Consider the following 21,060-nt stretch of genomic DNA (forward strand, 5'->3'; position numbering starts at 1 on the left):
CCAACCAATCGGTTGCCACTAATCAGCCTCCGTAGGTCTCTAGGAGTGCATCAAGATCGGCCTTGGTATTCGCCTCATCTACGGGCTTGTCCTGCCGCCACCGCAGCATGCGGGGAAAGCGCAGCGCGACGCCCGACTTGTGGCGTGTAGACTTGCGGATGCCCTCGAAGCCGATCTCGAAGACCTGCTTCGGCTTTACGCTGCGAACGGGGCCGAAGCGGTCGACGGTATTGCGGCGCACCCACGCCGTGATCTTGTTGAATTCCTTATCGGTGAGCCCGGAGTAAGCCTTGGTGAAGGGCACCAACTGGTCGCCGTCCCATACCCCGAAGGTGAAGTCGGTGTAGAGGTTGGCCCGCCGCCCGTGGCCCCGCTGGGCGTACATCATCACGGCATCGATGGTGAGGGGGTCCACCTTCCACTTCCACCAGTCGCCCTTCTTGCGGCCCTGCTTGTACGCGCTGTCTATCCGCTTGAGCATGATACCCTCGCTGAACTTCTCCCGGGCGGTTTCCCGCTCGGCGGCCAGGTCGTCCCAGTTGTCGAAGGCGAAGACCGGCGACAGCTGCAACACGCCACCGGTATCGTGCTCCTCCATGATCCGTTCCAGCAGTTCGCGGCGCCCGGACAGCGGCAACTTGCGGACGTCGCGGCCCTCGTACTCGAGCAGGTCGTAGCACATGAGGATGACGGGGGCGTCCTTCAGTAGTTTCTTGCTCACCGTCTTGCGTCCGATCCGGGTCTGCAGTACGTTGAAGCCCAGCGGCTGCCCGTCCTTAAAGGGTAGAATCTCCCCGTCAATAACCGTGCCGTTCGGAATAGCGGAGGCCAGTATGTGATACTCCGGGTACTTATCGTTAACTAGCTCCTCCCCGCGCGACCAGACAAACACCTCGTCGTCGCGCACGATCACCTGTCCGCGGATGCCGTCCCACTTGTGCTCGGCCTGCCAATCGGCGGGATCGCCCAGGTCGGCGGCGGGTTGCTCCAGCTGGTAGGCCAGGTAAAAGGGATAGGGGCGGGAGATGTCGTCGGTGGCCGACTCACTGTGGATCAGGTCCTCGAAGGTGGTGTCGTTGGGCGTCCAGTTGCCCATCAGCCGGTGAGCCAGGTTGGTTTCCTCGATGCCCGTGGCGCGGGAGAGGGCGCGGGTCATCAGTTTCTGGCTCACGCCGACGCGGAAGCTGCCGGTAATGAGCTTATTGAACAGGTAGCGCTCCGTGGTGTCGAGGCCGTTCCAGGCTTCCTGCACCGCTTCCTTCTTTCCCTCCTCGTCGTATTTGGCGAACTCCTGGATGTAGTCGATCCAGTGGGTGAGGGTGTGGTCGTAGTCGTGCTCCGGCGGCGGCAGTACGAGGGCGATGGTTTCTGCCAGATCGCCCACCACGTGGTAGCTCTCCTCCAGGATCCAGGTATCGATGCCGCTCATTTCGGAAGCCCAGGCCCGCAGCAGTTTCGAGTTGACGGTCCGTCGCGGCCGGCGGTGACTGAGGAGGGCTACGGTCCAGAGCTTGTCCTCGTCGTCCACCTGCAGGAAATAATCGGCCAGGGCATCCACCTTGGCGTTGATCTTGGTGGTGCGGTCCAGGCGGCGGAACATTTCTGCGAAGTTCTTCATCGGGGGGAGGTTGCAGAGGTGGGCAGAGGGCACAAAGATTTACCGCAGAGGAAAGGAAGCACGCGAAGGTGCGCAAAAACGCTTGGCGAAACGTTGCGGTTCTCTGCGACTCTGCGGTAACCCTCGGCCGCTCTCTCCCTATCTCCGTGTTCTCTACTCCGCATCAGCAGCAGCATTTTCCTTCTCAGTCTCCTCATTCCCCTTCGTCTCGATCTCCGCCAGTTCGCCCTCGTACTCGGTGTGGAGCTCGACGGCGTTGAGGCCCTGCTCGCGGAGGTACTTGCTGAAGATGGCCGTGTAACCGTGGGTGACGTAGACGTTGTCGGCACCGGTAAGGTCGATGGCCTCGAGGAGGCTGGGCCAGTCGCAGTGGTCGCTGAGCACGAAGCCGCGGTCGGCACCCCGGCGGCGGCGGGCGCCGCGGAGGGTCATCCAGCCGGAGGCGGCCCCGATGGAGGCGTTGCCAAACTTCTTGACCCAGGGCTGGCCGATGGCACCCGGGGTGGCCACGACGATGTTGCCGGGGTAGTCTTTCTTGTTGATCTCGCGGGTGACGCGGGTGGTCGGGGGCAGTTTGACGCCCTGCTTCCGGAGCACCTCGTTGGTGTTCTCGATGGCCCCGTGGGTATAGATCTTGCCGATGCTGGTGTCGAGGCCGTCCAGCAGCCGCTGGGCCTTGCCGAGGGCGTAGCCGGTCAGGATGGCGGTGCGGCCCTCGCTGGCGGTCTGCCGCCACCAGTCGTTGATGTCGGCCATGACTTCCTCCTGCGGCGTCCAGCGGTAGACGGGCAGGCCGAAGGTGGACTCCGTGATGAAGTGCTGGCACCTGACCGGCTCGTAGGCCTCGGACAGGCCGTCGTCCTCCAGTTTATAGTCGCCGCTGGCCACCCAGATCTCCCCCTGGTACTCCACGCGAATCTGCGCCGAGCCGATGATGTGGCCGGCGGGGTGAAAACTGAACTTGACGCCGTTGATGGTTCTCACCTCCCCAAATTCGACCGTTTCCAGCTTGATGTCGCCGAGGCGGTAGCGGATGACGGGCGCCGCGGCGCGGGTGCAGAGGTAGTGCTTATTCCCCCAGCGGGAGTGGTCGGCGTGCCCGTGGGTAATGAGGGCGCGGTCGACCGGTTTCCACGGATCAATGTAGACGTCGGCGCGCTCGCAGTAGATCCCGTTATCGTTGAAGGTTAGGAGGGGCATTGCCCTTCTAACGTGGCCGTTTCGCCGCGGTTCCGTACTTGACAATCTAAAATTATCGTGATTTCTTTACAGGTGGCGGCCGATAGGTAAAGAAAACGCTCTTTTCTTTACCTATTTTTAGACGGTGCAAAGAAACTTCAACCGAGCCTGTCATGAAAGAATATAGTATTCCTGACCTGCCACTCCCACGGGAACTTGAGTCCAGGGCAATTCTAAAAGAGGTGCTGAAGGCGAGTCGGCAGTTGGCCGAGTTGAAGGGCGTTATAAAGACCATTCCCAATGAAAATATCCTGATCAACTCGCTGACCCTTCAAGAGGCGCAGGACAGCTCGGCAGTGGAGAACATCATCACCACTCAGGATGAGTTATACCAGGCAGAATTGAATTTAGACGGTAGGATTTCACTGGCTACAAAGGAAGTACAACGCTACGCTTCGGCCCTTCGCCAGGGCTTTTTGCGAATAAGCCAGGCCGGGGTGATCACCCGCCGTCACATTCTGGACATACAGGCCGAACTTGAACAAAACAATGCAGGTGTAAGAGCCATTCCTGGTACCCAACTAAAAAACGACCGTACGGGAGAGGTGATTTATACGCCCCCACAGCATCCTGCGGAAATTAATCGGCTGATTGACAACCTGCTGGAATTCATCAACGACAATGAATTATCAGATTTGGACCCATTGGTAAAGATGGCCGTGATCCACCACCAGTTTGAATCCATACACCCCTTTTACGACGGCAATGGGAGGACGGGGCGCATTCTGAACATTCTGTACCTGGTCAATCAGGGCCTGCTGGACTTGCCTATCCTGTACTTGAGCCAGTACATTATTCAGAACAAACAGGAATACTATCACCTGCTACAAAAGGTGCGTGACGAAGGCGATTGGGAAACTTGGATAACCTACATAGTACGTGGAGTTACGGCTACAGCGGCAGATACGATACGCTTGACCCGCGACTTAAAGTCCTTAATGCAGGAATACAAGGTCACGCTGAGGAGACAGGAGCCACGGATCTACTCGCAGGATTTGTTAAACAATATTTTCCGCCACCCCTACACGAAGATTGAATTCGTGATGAATGATTTACGCGTAAGCCGCCCCACGGCGACCGCTTACCTCGGTAAACTATCAGGTTTGGGCATTCTGACCAAGCATAAACTTGGTCGCAGTCATTTCTATGTCAACGACCGACTAGTCAGCTTGCTCACCGACCGCTAACTGCAACGCTTTCACTCTTAGGACGCTACCTTCCACGCCCCCAACCCCCGCTCGAACATCAGCGCCTCCGTACCCCAGGTCACCAGGTCGAAGCCGCGCTCCCGCATGACGCGCGCGTCCTCGGGGCGCACCGTAAAGATGCCGGTAAATAAGCCGTGCTCCTGCCCGAGGGCAAGCACCCGATCCATCACCTCCTTCAGTTTAGAGTCGGCCAGGTTCCCCTTCTGTTCCAGGCCCAGGCTGACGCTCAGGTCCCACGGACCAATATAGAGCCCGTCCAGGCCCGGTACGGCCGCGATGGCGGTCAGGTTGTCAACGGCGGCGGCGGTCTCCACCATCGCGAAGCAGACCGTAGCGTCGTTGGCATCCGCGAAATAGTCACCCTCGTGCAGCATCCCGGCCCGGAAGGGACCGAACGAGCGATTTCCCGCCGGTGGGTACTTCGCGGCCCGCACGAAGGCCGCCACGTCGTCCGCGGTCTCGATCATCGGGCAGATCAGCCCCTCCACGCCGTAGTCCAGCGCGTTCATAATCAGCTCCGGGCGGTTCCAGGCCAGCCGCGCCAGGGCCGGTACTCCGCCCGCCGTGATGGCCTGCACCATGCCCAGCAGGTCACCGTTCTCGATGTAGCCGTGCTGCAGGTCCAGGGTCACGGTATCCAGGCCCGCACGGCCCATCCGTTCCGCAAGGAGGGGGACCGGCAGCGTCATGAACACGTTACTGACGGCATCCGGCCCGCACAGTCGTTTCTTCAGAGTCACCGGACTAGCGCTTGGAGGGCGTAGCGGGTACCACCGGCACCCGGACCACGCTGGGGTACTCGGCCGAGTGGTGGATGGTGTTGTGGGCGATCACGCCCTCCCGCTCGCTGTGATTGTCGCCGCCGGTGTTCAGGTTGCGCTCGAAACGGGGGAAGTTGGAACTGCTTACCTCGATACGCAGCCGCTGTCCGGCCTTGAACAGGTTGCTGGTACTTAGGGGCGTTAGGTCTACCTTGTATACATTGCCTTCTTCCATGAAGACCTCCTTGTCGTAGCCCTCGCGGTAGCGCACGCGCTGGATGGTTTCGTCGAGGTTGTAAGCACCGCCGTCCTCGTCGACCACGATCAGCTTGAGCGTCAGATCGGTGTCCTTTGCATCGCTGCTCAGGTACAGGGTGGATTCGATGGATCCGCTCACTTCGGTGTCCTCGGCGAAGGGTTCGGAGGTGTAGACCAGCACGTCGTTGCGGGTTTCCATGCGGCGCTGGTCCATGGATCCGCCCTCCACGGCATCGCCGGTGCAGCAGACGTTGCCGCCGTAGCTGTACACGGGGTTCATGGGATCGTAGAGGTAGTTGTCGGCATTATCCTTCTTCGGTGCCTCCGTGACCAGGCGGCCGTCGCCGTACAGCGTGTTGGCGCCGCCGTCGCTGTCGAGGTAGTAGCTCACCATCTCGGCGCTGGGCGGGGGCCAGGCGGAGGTGGTCTGCCACTCGTTGCTGCCCATGGTGTAGTAGGTCACGCGGGCGAGGGTATCGATGATTTCGGCGGCCGGCTCCTCCTTCAACCACTTATCGAACCAGCCGTAGATGAGGGCGTCGTAGTCGTAGCGGGCATCGCCTACGCTGCGCTCGCCCACGATGGTATTCTCCGTGGCGCGGGTATAGGCGCAGTGCAGCGTGGGCGCGATCCAGACGTACTGGTTTTCGCGGGACTCCTCGGATTCGGCGTTCGCGTGCACGTGGTTGAAGAGGGCCAGGTTGGGACTGATCGAGACGTCGTACCAGCTTGTGAACCAGAAGGTGGGCACGTCGAAGGGCATATCATCGTGGTAGAGCCCACCCTCGTACCAGGCCGGGTCGTTGGGCTTGCGCTTGATCATCCCCTCGTAGATTCCCTTAGGGCCGTGATTGCCGGCGATGACCGAGTCTACCGGCAGGGTGCTCAGCATTTCCATCGAGGAGATTTCGGGGTACTCGGGCGACATATCGTAGTAACGTTGCAGGCGCAGGATGTCCTCCCGCGGCAGTCCCTCGGCCAGGCGCGGCGCGGCGGGGTCGTGCTGCACGTGGTACAGCCAGCTGGTGAAGAGCATCTGGTGGGCACCGCCGCGGTACCAGTTGCCCTGCTCCATGAACTCCCCTACCCTGCCCACGCCGGCTCCGTAGCCCATCGGCACCATGGCCTTGAGGGCGGGGTGGCCCAGGCTGGCGACGGCCATCTGCCACTCGGCGGTGGAGCTGCAGCCGTAAAGGCCCACGTTACCGTTGCTCCAGGGCTGGGTGCTCATCCATTCGATGGCGTCGTAGCCGTCGGTGAGGGGTACGCCGAGGATGTCCCATTCGCCCTCGCTGTAGTAGCGGCCGCGCTCGTTCTGCACCACGTAGGCGTAGCCGCGCTTGACGGCTTCGTAGGCATTTTGGTACAGGCGCTCCTGCTCCTCACCGTCAACCCAACCGTTGAACTGGTAGGGCGTACGGACGAAGATGATGGGTGCCTTGGCTACGTCCTTTGGCCGGTAGACGTCGGTGGCCAGTCGCTTGCCGTCGCGCATCGGCACCATGATCTTCTGTTCGATATCGGCGATGGCGGCAAGCTCCCGGTAGGCCTCCGATTCCTGGGCGCGGACGCAGGTGCAGAGTAAAAGCAGAAGCAGGAGGAGGTGGTTTCGCATGGCTGTGTGATTCGATTGGGGCGGGAAGATACGGGCTACGTGACCGGCGTGGATGGTGAATGCGTCACTTGCCGAGCGTGTCGATGCCCGCGTACCGTGGCCGTTTCTGCCCCACCGGATGTCATGCCGCACAACGGGTAGGTCAACTCACGCCCGTCGGCAGTCACCCGGAGCCGGTCCTGCGGCTAAGACCGGGAGACATGCAATTATAATATATGTCTACCTAAGCCGAACAACATTTTTTAATTTTATAAAATTCTAAAATATAAATATATATTCTGCATTATTTTTTATTTACCGAACATAAGCCTACTCCAGCCGGATATATAGTCTTAGTTCCCCGTACCGTCGCGGGAGTCTTTTAACCCATGTAAACGTAAAACCCATGTTCAAAAAACAATACTGTATTCCGCTGCTATTTCTCTTGCTGCTGACATCCTGCGAGAAGGATTCTGTAGGGTCGGAAGTGCAAGCCCCCGCTGACCAAGACCTACTAATGGTCAACGAAGAGCTCGCCCGGATGGGCCTAATTTACCTGCCGGCCGAAAGCGAGCAGGCCGGTGAGATGTACTTCGGAGAAAAGGCAGATACTAAGTCAAGCGCTGCTACTTACTCCGTGTACGCCTATCAACCAAAAATTGGCCCTGGCAAAGCAATTACCTCCGGCGGCGGCACCCTCAATCCGGCTCCCACGGCCAAGGTTATTATACAAAAGGTCAACAACGTCAACTACAACACTTATCAATTCGTAGGAGATAAGGTAGAGCAGACGTCCCAGATAACCATATATGCGAAAAGCAACAACATGGTAGTTAACCTGACCGCTTCCAGACAGATCTACGAAATCGCCTTAAGTACCGGCAGTATCAATCCGTACCGGTACCCCACTGGCGTGGACGCTCCCGTGAATAAATCGCTCGGCCCCCGCAGAAACGGAGAGACCTTCGGTGGTTGCTTCAGCCGCAATTGGATGTCTTTTTGTGACGATTTCAGTTCCTGCATGGCACAGGCCACCAGCCCGGTGGCCGTCGGTGCTGCCATCGCTATCTCCTGTATTTAACTTCGGCAACATGAAACGCCTCCTCACCCTGCTAGTGGCATCCTCCCTGCTAATCACGGTCGGCGCCTACCTCAAGGTCTCCTCTCCCAGCGCGGCCGGCTACGCTAGCTACGTCATGGGCTTCGGTTTACTAATGCTCGCGTTCTGCCTCGGCGCGATGATAACGCGGGATCGTACTTCAACGCAAAGATCACGCTGACCGTCCGAAAACCTCTTGCTAGCATACGGCGGCTGACGAGAAAGGACGTCAGGGAAAAACGCCCCTCTGGTATGGAATACCCACCCCGAAAGTGATCGGGGTGGGTATTCCTGTCCGACCGCGACGAGCGATGACCAATTTCGGCCAATAAGCGAAGACGCTTACCTCAGGTCGTATTTCAGAAATGTACTCCCATACGCAGTTCAACGCCGGCGACTCCGGCGGGTCGGGCGTAGTTCGTCCGAAACGGCGGCGTCAGTTCCGGTAGCGGCTCGTTCAGCTTACCCAAGCTGAAGACCGGGCCCAACTCCAAATAGGCGGGCCGACGGGCATCGCGTGAGCTCCGCAGTCCCAGTCCAATACCAACGATCGATACCAGAGAACGGGCCCGTAATTCTCCAGGATAACGGCTAACCTCATTTCCACCGCTATCACGTCCTACTTCCGCTCCGCTTACACTAGCGTTCAGGTTGATCAGCAACGTGTGGTGCACCACCCCGTAGAGTTTGTCGGCGGGCGCCCGAAAGCGTATCTCCAGATCCGTCGGGAGGGATAGGTACTGCATCGTCATTTCGACGTTGAGGGGCTGCGGCGGGATCATACAGTCCTGGCCGATTAGCCGACAGGCTACGGTTCCGGCATCCGACCGTTGGCCGACGTTGTACAGGGCATAGCCCACTCCGGCCCGGACCGCCACCTGCTCGCCGATGGGTATGCGCCGCTGTAACTCGACTGCGATGTCTAATCCACCGCCGTAGGGATTGGCGTAAGCAACATCCTTCAATCCGCTAGCCCACACTACACCAACATTCAGCTGGGCGGTGAAACTGCCGGGATAGATATTAGGCGGGTCGGCCTGAGCGTACAGCGGGCGAACGGCAAAAGCGAGCAGCACCGCGAACATCAAAAAGAGACGAAAGCGCATCAGCCAGGGGATTTGATCCTTTAATATAGCGTCCTGCGGACGGCCACCCCCCGGTGCCTTACCACGGTAGTAAAAGCTTAACACCACTGGAGCGATGTGCCCGCAAGCCTACAGGTCCCAGCCAGTGAATTTATGGGTGTCGCCTTCCCTCTCCGTCACCCCCCGGTTTTCGGGCTTCGCCCCTAGTCCGCCACCCGGAAGACCAGGTAATCCCCCACCCGGTGCAGGGCCTCGGAGTCTATTTCCGGAGGAAGCGGCTCACCCGAGCTGGTCACGTAGTAGCGGAGCGGGGCACCGCCCCACAGTCCGGCCCCTTCGGATTCGCGTTGCTCCCACAGGTATCGCGGATAAAATGCCTCGTCGGAGAAGCTTGCCGGGGAGCCCGCAGGTAAATCTTCCAGCAATTCCGTGGCGGCACGGTACCCACCGGCCATATCGTAGTAGTACAGGTGCAGGTTGAATTGCGCCGGCACCCGGGCAACCAGCAGGGAGGTACCCAGCAGCGCGGTGACGGTGGCCGTACCCGCTCCGACCTGCCGGGCCAGACTCACGATCAGGAATACCAGCCCGAAGCTCGCCTGTAGTGGAAGCGTGCGGTGGAAGGGGACGGCGCGCATCCCGACCGCGGTGAAGACCACTGCCAACCAAAGCAGTATCCAGAGGGTAGCCAGCCTGCTTGCTTTTTGGTCAGCCCCCAGCCACCCGCGCGCCGCCGCCGCCAACAGCACCAGCGGCAGGAGGAAAGGCCACCCGTTCAGCGGCTCGGGCGAGATATAGTTAAGGTAGCCCGGCACCGTAGGGAGAAACCGCAGTGCAAAATCCAGAAGCCCCTCCGGCACGGCACTAACGTAGCGGTTGGCGACGAAGGCCCTGTCCCCCGAGTAGGTCAGCGCGGGCAGGTGAAATACCAGGACGGCAACCATGGTGGCGACCTGCCAGCGGAGAAACCGCGGGGCCCACGACCGCGCCGATAGCCAGGCGAGGCCGATCCAGACCAGCAGGGCCAGGTGTACGTACAGAAACACCGGTACCGAAGCGTAACCTCCCACACACCCCAGGCTGAACAGCGCCAGGGCTCCCGCGCCGCCTCCGGTGCGGTAGCGCCATAGCCCCACCACCGCCATCCAGGAAAAGAGGTAGAGCAGGCCGTAGCCCCGCGCCTGGGCGGCAAAGCCCCAGACCGGTAGCGTGGCCGACACCAGAAGCACCGTGGCTACCGCCCCGGCCCGACTCCCCAGCAGGCCGCGCAGCCACCCGTACTGCAGGCCGCCGACGACCAGCAGGGAGAGCAGCGAAAGCAGGCGACCCGTGGCGACCAGATCGCCCGTCCACCCGAAAAGGGCGCCGTTGATGACGTTGAATAACAGGTGGTTATTGGGCAGCATGTAGTAACTGAGCGCCCGCCACGGGCCTACCCCCGCGGCGTGGACGGCGGAGAACGCTTCGTCGTAGGCCAACGGAAGCCGGTCCACCGCGTACCCCCACAGACCGGCCTGAACGGCTACCTGCACCAGGAGGTACGGTAGGTCGGCGCGACCGAACGGCAGGATCAGGGGCCGCCGGCCAAATCCCCGTCGCCACCGGCGATATATGAAGTACAGAACGGGGAGTCCCGCGGCGATCACCAGCAGGCACCACCCGTTGCCCCGTTGCTTGGTGAGGGGAGTAAAGAATTCGTCGTCCCAGACCGTCGACCGATAGAAGGGTTCCCCCGCGAGGTAGCCGGCCCGCAGGGAATCGTAATCCTGCAGCAGGTACCAGCCGGCGTACGTGATTCCCGTCAGCAGAAGCAGGGCACCGCCGGCCAAGGCCAGCCGTCCCAAAAACGCGCGTGAGCCGCCGGGTAGGCGCATGGGTTTTCAGGCTAAGGTACTTCCCGGGGTGCCGAAGCCGTACGGCCGGCGGCGGTGATCGATGTTGGAGGGTTCTAAAAGGTGTGGCCCACCCCGACCGAAAAGCGGAATTCCCGGAACCGAAAGCGGTAGTCGGTATTGTCGACGGCCACCGTATGCTGGCCGGCCATCAGCGGCAATTCGACCTCGAGCTGCAGGTTCAGTAGCCGTCCGCGTGTCCGGGCCCCGGCGAGGAGCGAGGGACTGAGCCGGGGATGTACCGCGCGGTAGATCGCGTACTGCAATCCGCTGAGGTCGCCCCGGCCGTAGTTGGCATTGATCCGCAGCATCCCCCCGGCGTAGAATCCGCTGGAGCGGTTGGCGTCGGTACGGTGGGCGCGGTGGGTTCCATAGAACACCCGCACCGGCACGGCCAGGGACGTCAGGTACCCGCCCTGTATCCGCCCCCGACGCTCGACGCCCCCGGACGCCGATGGGGTGGGCGCCCCGAACCGGATGGTCTTAAAATTGCGGGACGACAGGCGGACGCCGGTTTCGAACGACCACTTGCCAAAGCCGTACCGCCGGTAATTCACCTCCGCCGCGATTGCGGAATTCGGTTGGTAGAACTGCACCCGGTCGGTGCCGAAGGCCTGCTCCTCCCCATTGTTCTCCATCACCGATCCTATTAGAAAGGTGGACCAGGCGGTGGACTGACCGCTGGCGGCCACGGAAAGCGTAACAAGGAGGGCGCACAGCGCCAGGAAGCGAGCAACATTCATATCCTCCGAACGAATGTACCCCCGCCGGATAGTTCTAAGGGCTTGTTAAAGCGGAAAAGTAGGAGACCGCAGTCAGTAGTCTCCCGCCGGATTCTCCGTCTCGCTCAGGAAGCGCTCGGTCTTGGCGCGCTCCACCTTATTGTAGAGGCGTTCGGATTCGTGGCGGTCGCGGACCACCTTGGCCAGCGTAAAGCAGGCGCTGACGGTAAAGACGAAGCCCATGGCCAGGAATCCCTTGGTGGCCGGCGGGGCGGCGAGGAGAATGATGCCCGCCAGCGTGCCCCCGCAGGCCAGCACGAAGGCGATCCAGGCCATACTGTGGAAGGCCCTGCTGTTGGAATGGTCGATGAGGGTATGCGACATGTCGGTTGCGTTAGGTTCCGGATTGGATGATCGGGGAAAGGTGGGTAGCTGACCGGGCGACCCCTTCCGTTTATCGACCGAAACGGGTTCCAGCCCGACGGAAATCGTCGCACCCGCGCCCCGCCGCGAAAAACCTACACGCGTTACGTGCCGTTTTCCCTCTTTGCCCCTTTACCAAAAACAACTGCATGCGTTTCCTGCTCCCCCTCCTGTTGCTGCTCGCTACCCCCCTGCTGGCCCAGCAACAGCGCCCCATCACCCTCGAGGATATTTGGGCTACCTACACCTTTAATCCCGCGGGCGTAGCCGGCTTCAACTTTCTGCAGGACGGTCGCTCCTACGCCCGCCTGGAGGGCAATGCGGTAGTCACTTACGACATCACCACGGGCAACGCCACCGACACCCTCGTCGAGGGCAGCGCGCTACCCACGGAGGGGGGCTTCAATGGCAGCATCGATAATTATACGCTCAGCGACGACGAGGACCGTATCCTCATCAGCAGCGCGACGGATCAGCTGTTTCGCCGCAGCTCGGAATCCTTCTTCTACGTATACGACCGGTCCGCCGGCACCCTCACCCCCGTGTACCCCGATGCCAAGATCCGCCTGGCCACCCTGGACCCCGCCGGAGAACGGGTCGCCTTCGTGGTCGACAACAACATCTACATCCGCGACCTGAGCAGCGGCGACCTTACGCAGGTGACCGAGGACGGCGAGACCAACACCATCATCAACGGTGCCAGCGACTGGGTCTACGAGGAAGAATTCGGCTTCAGCAAGGCGCTGTACTGGAACGCCGACGGCAGCCGGCTGGCCTACCTCAAGTTTGACGAGCGGGCGGTTCCCGAGTTTACCTACACCAACTTCCGGGGCGACATGTACCCCGAGTACGAAACCTTCAAGTACCCCAAGGTCGGGGAGGAAAACAGCACGGTCAGCCTGCACGTCTACGCCCCCGAGACCGCCTCGACTACCGATCTCCTGACCGTCAACGGGGCCAACAGCGGCGACTGGCACTACCTGCCCCGCGTACAGTGGACCCTCGACCCCGACGAGCTGACCGCCCAGCGCATGAACCGCCACCAGAACGACCTGGAATTGCTGCTCTTCGACCTCGGCAGCGGCGAGCAGCGTACGCTGCTCGAAGAGAAGAACAAGTACTACGTGGACGTGACCGACAACCTGACCTTCCTGGAAGACGGCTTCATCTGGACCAGCGAGCAGGACGGCTTCAACCAGATCTACTACTACAATATGGACGGCGGCAAGCCGCAGCAGCTGACCTCCGCGAAGTTCGACGTCACGGAGTTTTACGGGGTGCACGACGGGCGCATCTACTTCCAGGCGGCCGGGCGCGACCCGATGCAGCGGGAGGTGTACACCAAGAGTCTGAAGGGGCGCGACCTGCCCGGCCCCATAGCGGACGAACGCGGCTACAACGATGCACAATTCTCCGGCACCTACGACTACTTCGTCCTTACCCACTCCACCATCAACGAGCCGCCAACGGTGCGGGTGATGGACAGCCGGGGCAGCGAGGTCCGCGAAATAATCAGCAACGATGCCCTGCGCCAGAAGATCCGGGCCTACGGCTACCAGCCCGTTGATTTCTTTACCTTCACCACGGAGGAGGGCACCGAGCTGAACGGCTACATGATCAAGCCGGCAAACATGGACTCCACCGTTCAGCATCCGCTGCTGATGCACGTCTACGGCGGCCCCGGCAGTCAGCAGGTGCTCGACAACTGGCGCGGACAAAACATGGCCTGGTTCCAGCTGCTGGCCCAGAAGGGGTTCGTGGTGGCCGTAGTGGACAACCGCGGCACCGGTGCCCGCGGGCAGGAGATGAAGAAGCAGACCTACCTCACGCTGGGCAAACAGGAGACCGAGGACCAGATCAGCGCCGCCCGCTACCTGGGTTCTCTGCCCTACATCAATAAGGACAAGATCGGCATCTTCGGCTGGAGCTACGGTGGATTCATGGCGCTGCACGGCATCCTGCAAGGCAACGACGTATTCGCCGCGGCCATCGCCGTAGCGCCGGTGACCAACTGGAAGTGGTACGACTCGATCTACACCGAGCGGTACATGCGGACCTACGCCGAAAACAAGGAGGGGTACGAGAAGAACAGTCCGATCAACTACGCCGACCGCCTGAAGGGCGACCTCCTGCTGGTACACGGGATGGGCGACGACAACGTCCACTTCCAGCACACCGCGGAGATGGCCAACGCCCTGATCATGAACAACAAGCAGTTTGAAACCTACTTCTACCCGAACCGAAATCACGGCATCTATGGCGGTCCCACCCGGCTGCACCTCTACACCAAGATGACCAATTTCCTGCTGAACAGCATCGGGCCGGATGCTCCTACCAAGTAATTTCTGCCCGCCGCCACCGAACTACGGCCTTCGCCGCCGGGTTAGCAAGGGGCAGTAAAAGTTTTACTTATCCAGAAAGGCTACCGTCATGACCCGGCGTAGCCTTTCTTTTTTATATTACCCTATGGCCAAGAAGAACAAGGAAAAAGAGTTCGTCAACCGCAAGGCGCGGTTCGAGTACGAGTTCTTGGAAAGTGTCGAGGCCGGTATCAAACTGGCCGGCACCGAGATCAAGAGCATCCGCGCCGGTCACGTGAACCTCCGCGACGGCTACTGCGTGTTTGAGCGCGGGGAGATGTACCTGCGCTCCCTCTACATCGGAGAATACAAGGAAGGTAACCAGTTCAACCACGAGGAGCGCCGCCCCCGCAAGCTGCTGATGAAACGGCAGGAGATCCGCAAGTGGGAAAAGAAGGTCAAGGAAAAGGGCCTCACCATCATTCCGTACCGCGTCTACATCAACGAGCGGGGTCTGGCGAAGGTGGAAGTGGTGCTGGTACAGGGCAAGAAAGTGTACGACAAGCGCGATACCATCCGCCAGCGCGAGAACAAGCGTCAGATGGACCGGGTCCGGAAGCAGTATCTGTAGGTTGTGGGGAAGAGGTTACGGGTTACGGGTAACCCGCAACCCGTAACCCGTAACCCGTAACCCGCAACCCACCTAAAGACTAGCCACCGCGCGGTACCGGTCGAAGAAGGTGATGAGCAGGCTTTCGCGCAGCGCAACGAAACTCCAGACCGGTTGCTGGTAGACCAGGGATTCGGCGTTCACCCCCAGCAGGATACGGATGGGATCGTACCCCATGATCGTAGCCGTGGCGTAAGCCGCCTCCAGGTTCTCGTCGCGCGGAAGCTCGACCAGGTTTTCCCGGCCCCAGAGGAAGCGCTGTACGGCTTGCTTCTTGTGGGAGGGCACCCGCAGGCGGTAGCCTACACCCCGCGAGGGAATGTAGCCCTGTACGAAGTTGGGATTGAGTCGCCGCAGGGTAGAAAGCCGCAGGTCACACTCGCGGGCGATCTTGTTCAGGGACATATAGCGATGAACGAACACGTAGTCGATGACCTCCGTCTCGTGTGGTACCAGTCCGTGGTCACCGTAGTAGTTCACGGCGTAGGCCGCGGCAACGTAATTGGCCACGTACCGCTGGGTTTCCGAGGGAAGGAAGCGAGCTACCTTTTCGTATTTGCGGGAGTTGGCGGCGCGGATAGCCTGACGAACCCGGCCGTCGCCACAGTTGTAGGCGGCCAGCGCCAGGTGCCAGTCGTCGAACTGCCCGTGTAGACGCTTAAGCATCAGCACGGCGGCCTCGGTACTGCGGTACAGGTCAAGACGCTCGTCGACGATGGAGTCGACCCGCAGGCCCATTTCACGGGCGGTAGCGGGCATCAGCTGCCAGAGTCCGGCCGCACTAGCGGAGGAGACGGCACCGGGTACCAGCATCGACTCGGCCACGGCCAGGTACTTCAGGCTGGCCGGCATGTGGTGCTTGCGCAGGTAGTAATCGAAGATCGGAAAGTACTGATTAGCCCGGCCGAGCATACGTTCGGTGCTCCGATGGCCTAATTCTAAATAATCGGCGATTTTTCGCTTGGTAAAATCATCTGCAGTTGCTACATTTAGCGGCAGATTCAGAAGTTGTACGCGGGATACGATTTTAGAGCGCGTATTCTCGTTAACAGGGGTGGCAGGGGACGCAAAAGCGTCAGCTTGGAAGGGGAGGAGTACCAGTTGCAATAGCATTAACTGGCACAGCACCTTGTGCAAATTGCTCATTTGTTAGTGTCTCGTGAAAAAATACGCCCCCGCCATCAGGCGGGAAGGCGTTGCTGGGATCCTAATCTGCCCCGGCAAATACCTTACAGTGGGTGAAAACCCGATTGCTGTACTTGCAAAGCTAGTGGTGTCGACCCACGCCAATCAAGGGCGGAAGCCGTCAGTTTGTCTTTTTAACAGACTACTTACGTTGGGGGTTCGTCTTTTGGATTTGGGCGACGAAACAACAATCCGACGGAAGGCCCGTAATCCGGCCTCCCTACCCTACTTCTGCCCACCTCTGGTTGCCTTACCGAATTATATTCCCCCGCTGCACTCGGATGGAAGGGGTGGATTTTGCCGTGCGAAAAAGTGTTAAAGTTTTCGTAACCAGTCCGTTTTAACACTTGTTAAGGCCAAAAACCTCTTTCGACGGCGGGGCGTAGCTTTGCGAATCAAGCCATACCCCCATGCTCAAAATCGGATTGATCGGCGTCGGCCACCTCGGCAAGATCCACCTCAAGTGCATCCGCCAGGCCGCCGCGGCCTACGAACTCGTCGGTATATATGACGCCGATGCCGCCCTGGCGTCCCGCGTAGCCGCCGAAGCGGGCGTGCATGCGTTCGCGCGCAGGGAGGACCTGATCGCCGCCGCCGAGGTCGTCGACGTGGTCACGCCGACCTCTACGCACCACGAAGTGGTGCGCGCGGCCCTGCAGGGAGGATGCCACGTCTTCGTGGAGAAACCGCTCACCTCTACCCTGCAGCAGGCCGAAGACCTGATCGCCCTGAGCCGGGAAGTCGGCAAGCTCGTACAGGTGGGCCACGTGGAGCGCTTTAATCCCGCCCTGCTTGCCCTGGGCGACGTACCCGTGCAACCTTACTTCATCGAGGCCCACCGCCTGGCGCTCTTCAACCCGCGGGGCACCGACGTAAGCGTGGTGCTCGACCTCATGATCCACGACCTGGATATCGTACTCAAGCTGGCCAACGACGAAGTAGCCGAGGTTCGGGCCAGCGGCGTGGCGGTGCTCAGCGAGACCCCCGACATCGTCAATGCCCGCGTGGAATTCTGTAACGGAGCGGTAGCCAACCTCACAGCCTCGCGCGTTAGCCTCAAAAACATGCGCAAGGTGCGGCTCTTCCAACGCGATGCCTACATCAGCCTCGACCTCCTGGAAAAGGAAAGCCAGGTCGTGCGCCTCTTCGGCGCGGACGCCACCGACGTACCCGCCGGAGGGCAGCAGTTTCCGCTCGACACGCCGCGCGGCCCCCGTATCATTCACGTGGACAATCCCGCCAGCGGCCCCGTGAATGCCATCCAGATGGAGCTGGAAAGCCTCGCGCACAGCATCACCAACGGTCAGGAGCCCGCCGTGAGCATCGAAGACGGCTACCGCGCCCTGGCCCTGGCCCAGCGCATTTCGGATGCGGTGGCGGAGAACCAGTCGCGCCTCCCCCACCCGCTCGCCTGACGCCATGCTCTACCGTTACCTCCTCCTGCTGTTGCCGGTCCTGTTGCTGACCGCCTGCCCCGCCGACCTGGAAGTGGAGCCTGCTTTCGTGACGGTGGACGGATTTCAGCTGGAAGCGGGGCCCGGTCGGGGAGCCGCCACCATGGACGTGCGGGAGGTCTGGGCCTTCGCGGACGGCGAATTCATCGGCGTGTTTCCCCTACCGGCGCGCATCCCGCTGTACCGGGTAGGGCCGGTTAACCTGCGGCTCGAGGCGGGCATCCGGCAGGACGGGCGTAGCGTCACCCCCGACATTTACCCCTTCTATACGCCCTTCGAGCGGTCCGTCGACCTGCAGAGCGGCGTAACGCAGGAGTTGGGGGAATTGCCCGTCACCTACCGCCCCGAAACCGTTTTCGGCTTCGTGGAGGACTTCGAAGCGACCACCCCCCGCGTCTTCACCGAGGTACTGGCGGGAGCGGGCGGCATCACGGTACAGACCGACGTGGTACGGTCCGGCGCGGCCGCGGGTGCGGTGATTCTGTCGGACACCAGTACGCTCGTGGAGGTAGCTACCCAACGCAGCTACGCTGGCCTCAGCGAAACCCCGGTCAACGTATGGCTGGAGGTCGACTACCGCGGCGATGGCCTGGGCCTCTTCGGCGTGGTGGGTACGCAGGGCGGGCTCCCGGTGCGGGTATTCGACCCGGGATTTTTGCCCCGCGATACGTGGACCAAGTTGTACGTAAACCTGAGTCCCGTAGTGGGGTCGTCGGGCCTGGCGGAGTTGCGGGTGGCCCTGTCCACGGTGCTGCCTCCGGAGCTTGCCCGGGGTACCGTGTACCTTGATAACCTCAAACTACTGTATTTCCCGTCCCGATGACTCCGCCCCTGGAACGAACCACCGCCCTGCAGCCGGATACGGCCGGCCGCCGTCTCCGGCACCGGTACGGCTATGTGGTAGCCGATTTCCTGGCGGCGTGGGCGGCGTGGGCCATCTTCGCTTGGCGTCACGCCGGCGAGGTGACCGGCCCCGCGGCGCTGGGCCCGCTCGTAGCCGTGGCCTGGCTATTGCTGTACGCTCTCTTCGACCAGTACCGCGATATTTATCGCCTCAGCCGCGTCACTACGCTGGTACAAACCCTGGGCCTGTCGGTGGGCGGGGCGCTGCTGCTCTTTTTCCTGCTCCCCCTCGAGTCGTCTTCCCTGAGCTTTGATGCCCGGGAACCGGGGCTCCTCGTTTACCTGACCTGCCACTTCCTGCTGACGGCCTTCGTGCGTATGTACCTGCTCACGCGGGCCAGCCGACGGCTGAAGGCCGGTGAGGTCGCCTTCAACACGCTGATCATCGGGGGTGGCGAACAGGCGGTCGGCCTCTACCAGGACATCGTCGGCCAGCCCAAGGGGCTGGGTTACCGGTTCATCGGGTTCGTGGACGGGCGGGGCCGCCGCGCGCCGGTGTTGCAGGAGTACCTTCCCCTGCTGGGGGGCCTGGGGGAGCTCGACGAACTCATCCAGACGCGCAACGTCGAGGAGGTGATCATCGCCATCGACACCAGCCAGCACGACCGGCTGGGCGAACTGCTCGGCGTCCTGGCCCAGTACGAGCGGCAACTGCTGGTGAAGGTCATCCCCGACATGTACGACATCATGCTCGGAACCGTAAAGATGAACCACGTCTTCGGCGCGGTACTCATCGAGATCCGCCAAAACCTGATGCCGCGCTGGCAGCGCATCGTGAAGCGCCTCCTCGATATTTGCTGCTCCCTCCTGCTGCTGGTGGTGTTGTCCCCCCTGTACGCCTACGTAGCCCTGCGGGTACGCCTGTCGTCGCCCGGCCCCGTGTTCTACACACAGGAGCGTATCGGACAAAACGGCGTCCCCTTCCGGATCATCAAATTTCGCTCCATGCACGCCGACGCCGAGCGGAGCGGCCCGCAACTGAGCCGCGACGAGGACGAGCGCTGCACCCCCTGGGGAGCCACGATGCGCAAGTGGCGGCTCGACGAGCTGCCGCAGTTCTGGAACGTGCTGGTAGGTGAGATGTCGCTGGTCGGTCCGCGCCCGGAGCGGCAGTACTACATCGACCTCATCAGCGCCCGCGAACCCCATTACCGCCACCTGCTGCGCGTTCGGCCGGGTATCACGAGCTGGGGGCAGGTGAAGTACGGCTACGCCAGCAACGTGGACGAAATGATCCAGCGCCTCAAGTTCGACATCCTCTATATAGAGAACCGGTCTCTGAGTCTCGACTTCAAGATCATGATCTATACCCTCATGGTCCTCGTGCAGGGCAAGGGTAAATGAGCCCCCGGGGTCACGCTAATTTTTCGAACATTTAAGATATGTAGCAACATGTGACAAGGTAACCTTTTATGTACCTATACACTATGTATTGCAACCAACCTCATATGCGAACCGCTTTTGCCCCGCACCTGCGCTCCGCCGCCCTTTTCCTGGCGTTTCTCTTCTGTTTCGTGCCCGTGCTCGATGCACAGAATAACGGAAAGAAGGAACTGATGCAAAGCGGCCCGAAAATCTCCACCAAAAAGCCGCTCGATATCCGCCCTACCGGCGACGCTCCGGAGTGGGCCCCCGATATCGACCCGCAGATGCAGGCCGTGATCGAGCAACTCATGTCGTACGAGGCGCCCCCCTTTACCGAGCTCACCGCCTTCCAGGTGCGCAACGCGAAGCTGCCCGCCGAAGCCGTTGCCGATATCCTGAAAAAGACGGGACTGCCCAGTGCCACGCCCAAAGTGGACATATCCCACCGGCTGTTGCCCGTCGGCTCCGACGACGGCACGCTGGTACGGATCTACAACCCCCTCAACGTGCAGGGAACCCTTCCGGTCATTGTATACTACCACGGTGGCGGCTGGGTGATCGCGGACCTGGAAACCTACGAGGCCGGCGCGATGGCCCTGGCGGAAAAGGCCGGTGCGATCGTCGTATCGGTAGCCTACCGGCAGGCCCCCGAGCACGTCTTCCCGACCGCCCACGAGGATGCTTTCGCGGCGTACCAGTGGATCGTGGAGAATACCGACAGCCTGGGGGGTGACCCCAACCGCATCGCCACGGCGGGCGAGAGTGCCGGCGGCAACCTGGCCGTGGCCGTCAGCCTGATGGCCCGGGAGCGTAACGTGAAACTGCCCGTGCACATCCTCTCCGTATACCCCATCGCCGACGGCGACACCGAGTCGGACAGCTACACCAAGTACGCCAAGGCCCTGCCGCTGAGCAAGCCCTTCATGGCGTGGTTCTTCGACTATTACTACCCCAACTGGAAAACCGAGAGCACCCCGTGGATCAGCCTTACCTCCGCCGACCTGAGTGGACTGCCCCCGGTCACCATCATCAACGCCCAGATCGACCCGCTGGAGTCCGAGGGCGGTGAGCTCGCCAAGAAATTCGAACAGGCGGGTATCGACGTGGAGCGCCGCGTGTACGACGGCGTCACCCACGAATTCTTCGGAATGGCCGCCGTACTGGAGCAGGCCGTAGACGCACAGGCCTTCGCCGTCGACCGGCTTAAGGCAGCGTTCAAGAAGAAGTAGCGACCGGATCTCTAACCGTTTACCGTACCGCGCCCGGGGGAATCCATTCCTCCGG

At 61.1% G+C, this 21,060-nt stretch carries 18 protein-coding genes; 9 read left to right on the top strand and 9 right to left on the bottom strand.

Annotated elements, in window-relative coordinates; all coding sequences use genetic code 11:
• Window positions 1-22 precede the first annotated feature (22 nt).
• Entirely contained in the window at window positions 23-1,618 is a 1,596-nt protein-coding gene (locus DQG19_RS17450; protein ID WP_116127582.1) for an ATP-dependent DNA ligase, read from the bottom strand.
• 153 nt (window positions 1,619-1,771) lie between these two features.
• On the bottom strand, window positions 1,772-2,818 hold the full coding sequence (locus DQG19_RS17455) for a ligase-associated DNA damage response exonuclease (protein ID WP_116127583.1): 1,047 nt from the start codon (window positions 2,816-2,818) through the stop codon (window positions 1,772-1,774).
• 152 nt (window positions 2,819-2,970) lie between these two features.
• Here DQG19_RS17455 and DQG19_RS17460 point away from each other — a divergent pair, with 152 nt between their 5' ends.
• Window positions 2,971-4,044 carry a Fic family protein gene (locus DQG19_RS17460; RefSeq protein ID WP_116127584.1) on the top strand — a complete coding sequence of 358 codons (1,074 nt, stop codon included), beginning with the start codon at window positions 2,971-2,973 and terminating at the stop codon, window positions 4,042-4,044.
• Between the two features lie 17 nt (window positions 4,045-4,061).
• On the opposite strand, the gene DQG19_RS17465 is transcribed toward DQG19_RS17460, so the two are convergent.
• Window positions 4,062-4,805, bottom strand: coding sequence for an HpcH/HpaI aldolase family protein (locus tag DQG19_RS17465; RefSeq protein ID WP_157974576.1), 744 nt, complete (start codon window positions 4,803-4,805; stop codon window positions 4,062-4,064).
• Between the two features lie 4 nt (window positions 4,806-4,809).
• The gene (locus DQG19_RS17470; RefSeq protein ID WP_116127586.1) at window positions 4,810-6,699 is read right to left on the bottom strand and encodes a CocE/NonD family hydrolase; all 1,890 of its coding nucleotides are present in this window, start codon (window positions 6,697-6,699) and stop codon (window positions 4,810-4,812) included.
• A gap of 385 nt (window positions 6,700-7,084) precedes the next feature.
• Between DQG19_RS17470 and DQG19_RS17475 the strand changes: the two genes are divergently transcribed.
• Window positions 7,085-7,759, top strand: coding sequence for a hypothetical protein (locus tag DQG19_RS17475; protein WP_116127587.1), 675 nt, complete (start codon window positions 7,085-7,087; stop codon window positions 7,757-7,759).
• 10 nt (window positions 7,760-7,769) lie between these two features.
• A complete protein-coding gene (locus tag DQG19_RS17480; RefSeq protein WP_116127588.1) occupies window positions 7,770-7,958 on the top strand; it encodes a hypothetical protein in 189 nt (62 codons plus the stop codon).
• A gap of 178 nt (window positions 7,959-8,136) precedes the next feature.
• On the opposite strand, the gene DQG19_RS17485 is transcribed toward DQG19_RS17480, so the two are convergent.
• From DQG19_RS17485 to DQG19_RS17500, 4 genes are all read right to left on the bottom strand, one after another.
• The gene (locus DQG19_RS17485; RefSeq protein WP_116127589.1) at window positions 8,137-8,883 is read right to left on the bottom strand and encodes a hypothetical protein; all 747 of its coding nucleotides are present in this window, start codon (window positions 8,881-8,883) and stop codon (window positions 8,137-8,139) included.
• A gap of 182 nt (window positions 8,884-9,065) precedes the next feature.
• Complete coding sequence (locus DQG19_RS17490) at window positions 9,066-10,736, bottom strand: hypothetical protein (RefSeq protein ID WP_116127590.1); 1,671 nt, start codon at window positions 10,734-10,736, stop codon at window positions 9,066-9,068.
• Window positions 10,737-10,810: 74 nt separating this feature from the next.
• Window positions 10,811-11,497 (bottom strand): hypothetical protein, encoded by a 687-nt coding sequence (locus DQG19_RS17495; RefSeq protein WP_116127591.1) that lies wholly within the window; start codon window positions 11,495-11,497, stop codon window positions 10,811-10,813.
• 72 nt (window positions 11,498-11,569) lie between these two features.
• Entirely contained in the window at window positions 11,570-11,860 is a 291-nt protein-coding gene (locus DQG19_RS17500; protein WP_116127592.1) for a YiaA/YiaB family inner membrane protein, read from the bottom strand.
• Window positions 11,861-12,048: 188 nt separating this feature from the next.
• Here DQG19_RS17500 and DQG19_RS17505 point away from each other — a divergent pair, with 188 nt between their 5' ends.
• On the top strand, window positions 12,049-14,241 hold the full coding sequence (locus tag DQG19_RS17505) for a S9 family peptidase (protein WP_116127593.1): 2,193 nt from the start codon (window positions 12,049-12,051) through the stop codon (window positions 14,239-14,241).
• A 124-nt stretch (window positions 14,242-14,365) separates the two neighbouring features.
• Window positions 14,366-14,830 (top strand): SsrA-binding protein SmpB, encoded by a 465-nt coding sequence (smpB, locus tag DQG19_RS17510; RefSeq protein ID WP_116127594.1) that lies wholly within the window; start codon window positions 14,366-14,368, stop codon window positions 14,828-14,830.
• A gap of 72 nt (window positions 14,831-14,902) precedes the next feature.
• Here the strand turns inward: smpB and DQG19_RS17515 are convergent, their stop codons facing one another.
• A complete protein-coding gene (locus tag DQG19_RS17515; RefSeq protein WP_157974577.1) occupies window positions 14,903-15,781 on the bottom strand; it encodes a lytic transglycosylase domain-containing protein in 879 nt (292 codons plus the stop codon).
• Between the two features lie 683 nt (window positions 15,782-16,464).
• Here DQG19_RS17515 and DQG19_RS17520 point away from each other — a divergent pair.
• From DQG19_RS17520 to DQG19_RS17535, 4 genes are all read left to right on the top strand, one after another.
• Window positions 16,465-17,469, top strand: a complete 1,005-nt coding sequence (locus tag DQG19_RS17520; protein ID WP_116127596.1) for a Gfo/Idh/MocA family protein — start codon at window positions 16,465-16,467, stop codon at window positions 17,467-17,469.
• Between the two features lie 4 nt (window positions 17,470-17,473).
• Entirely contained in the window at window positions 17,474-18,331 is an 858-nt protein-coding gene (locus DQG19_RS17525; RefSeq protein WP_116127597.1) for a hypothetical protein, read from the top strand.
• A complete protein-coding gene (locus DQG19_RS17530; protein WP_116127598.1) occupies window positions 18,328-19,755 on the top strand; it encodes a sugar transferase in 1,428 nt (475 codons plus the stop codon). The genes DQG19_RS17525 and DQG19_RS17530 overlap by 4 nt, the downstream gene beginning before the upstream one ends.
• 104 nt (window positions 19,756-19,859) lie before the next feature.
• A complete protein-coding gene (locus DQG19_RS17535) occupies window positions 19,860-21,005 on the top strand; it encodes an alpha/beta hydrolase (RefSeq protein ID WP_198661796.1) in 1,146 nt (381 codons plus the stop codon).
• Window positions 21,006-21,060: the final 55 nt, after the last annotated feature.

The organism is Lewinella sp. IMCC34183 (genome assembly GCF_003390915.1).
In the GTDB taxonomy this organism is placed as follows: domain Bacteria; phylum Bacteroidota; class Bacteroidia; order Chitinophagales; family Saprospiraceae; genus Neolewinella.